General features: G+C 35.1%; 4 protein-coding genes. 1 reads left to right on the top strand and 3 read right to left on the bottom strand.

All coding sequences use genetic code 11. From position 1 onward, the window contains the following. Nucleotides 1-173 precede the first annotated feature (173 nt). From BXO88_RS16085 to BXO88_RS16095, 3 genes are read right to left on the bottom strand one after another with little or no spacing between them, the layout of a single operon-like run. Nucleotides 174-359, bottom strand: a complete 186-nt coding sequence (locus BXO88_RS16085; RefSeq protein ID WP_078038740.1) for a hypothetical protein — start codon at nucleotides 357-359, stop codon at nucleotides 174-176. A gap of 13 nt (nucleotides 360-372) precedes the next feature. After that, a complete protein-coding gene (locus tag BXO88_RS16090) occupies nucleotides 373-729 on the bottom strand; it encodes a hypothetical protein (RefSeq protein WP_078038741.1) in 357 nt (118 codons plus the stop codon). Beyond that, complete coding sequence (locus BXO88_RS16095) at nucleotides 729-920, bottom strand: hypothetical protein (protein WP_078038742.1); 192 nt, start codon at nucleotides 918-920, stop codon at nucleotides 729-731. The genes BXO88_RS16090 and BXO88_RS16095 overlap by 1 nt, the downstream gene beginning before the upstream one ends. Nucleotides 921-1,371: 451 nt before the next feature. Between BXO88_RS16095 and BXO88_RS16100 the strand changes: the two genes are divergently transcribed. Next, the coding region (locus tag BXO88_RS16100; protein WP_139355634.1) for a hypothetical protein at nucleotides 1,372-1,749 on the top strand (378 nt) is incomplete at its 3' end.

Genomic DNA, 1,749 nt, shown 5'->3' on the forward strand with positions numbered 1-1,749 from the left:
ACATATGTAAATAGCAAAGATAAAAAAACCGGGATCAGATTTATTCTGATTCCGGATTTTTTAATGGAATAAAATTGTGCATTCAACATGACGAATAGAAGTTGCCATCGAACTTTTGAATACTTTAGATTTTTTAAAATGCGGATATGTCTAGAGTGTGGAAATAAAGAAAATTAAAAGAATCGAATGAATTGAATATATTTTTGATTGTCTTCAGATGATAATCTGTCATCAAATTGTTTGAAGTTTTGTCTTTGATAGAATGAAGTTAAAGGAACCTTATCTTCGCAGTCAAGATAAACTATGCCGCCACCAATTTGATGTTGAATTCCGATAAGAACATCCGTGGCTAATTTCATGAGAGTATCTCCATCAATACGTTGCGTTTCGCTTAAAGAGTAGTTTTTTCCAAATTGTGCAAGTAAAAAGGAGGATGTCATATAGTTTCCCGTTGAAGCATCCATACGGGAATATCGGGCAAGTTTCTTTTTGGAAGTGGAAGATAGATTTATGAGTAAGTGTGAAGTATCCAAGTATATTTCCGGTATATTCATCGCTTACAAGATATGTGATAGATAGTTTTCCAATAGCAAATTGAATTGCTTTATTACGAATAAAATCTTCTATTTCTGGATTTTGTGGTGATGTAAAGGTGGCGAGCTTTGGCTCAATGACATTGTCGCCACCTAAATCGATTAAATCAAGTATATTAACAACGATAGGCGACATCAGTTTGGTGCCTCCGATTTCCATAAATTCAATAACTTAGATAATTTTTTTGAATCAGATTCTATTTTGGCTTTTGGAATACTTGGACCGATATAAGGGTCAGAAATAGATTCTTCAATGGCTGAAATAAAAGCATCTGCTTTTTCGGGATCATTTATAATTACATTATGAAAAATACTAGACGTTGCCATGCTTGTCACCTCCATATTAATACTATAACATCGGATAAATCCGCATAGTAAAGGTTATGAGTTAATTTAATCCATTTTTTATAATTACTTTTAGGGGATATACATTTACGATTATTGCACAAAAATCTGTTTACCAAAGAATGATACCAAAGAAATATCACTTTTCATATAGTCTAAAATTCGACCATATAGGTATAGCTGTATGTCAATTCTAAATTATTTATGTGAAGAGGGTAATATTTCACCGAAAAACTGCTGATAAAAAAGATAATTGAATATAGTGGATCGGTTATCCCCTCGAGAAGACAGAGAATATCTTTTCGGGGGGGTATTCTTATAGGTTATGTTTAGGAACCTGTAGGCATACCGGGGATTTGTACAATGAGAGTTAACGGTACAAATTCTATGCCGGAAAAATGTACTTTCGAGACGGAAAGAAAGGAGAATTCTCGTGAGAAGAAAGAGTTTTTTGTCGGTAAGAAAAGGTATGGCGGTCGCATTGACTGCAGCAGTTGTCATGAGCCAGAGTATGATGGTGTATGCGCAAACTGTAACAGCAACTGATGGCGATACAGTTAAAGTTGAAGATGGAGTTTCGGTATCAGATAACACTGGTGACACTACCGGTGTAAGAGCAAGCAGTGATATATCGGTAGAAAGTGACTCTCATGAAACATCAGTTACTGTAGATAATGGGATTTCGGTAACAGAAAACAAAAATGAAGGTTCTAACAATGAGGGAACAGGAATAAGTGCGACTTCATCAGGAAGCAGCGCAAAAACTGAAGTTACAGTTAATTCCGGTGCAGTAACAGTTACAGGAGCTGGA

This window comes from Oribacterium sp. C9, assembly GCF_002007235.1.
GTDB lineage: Bacteria > Bacillota > Clostridia > Lachnospirales > Lachnospiraceae > Oribacterium.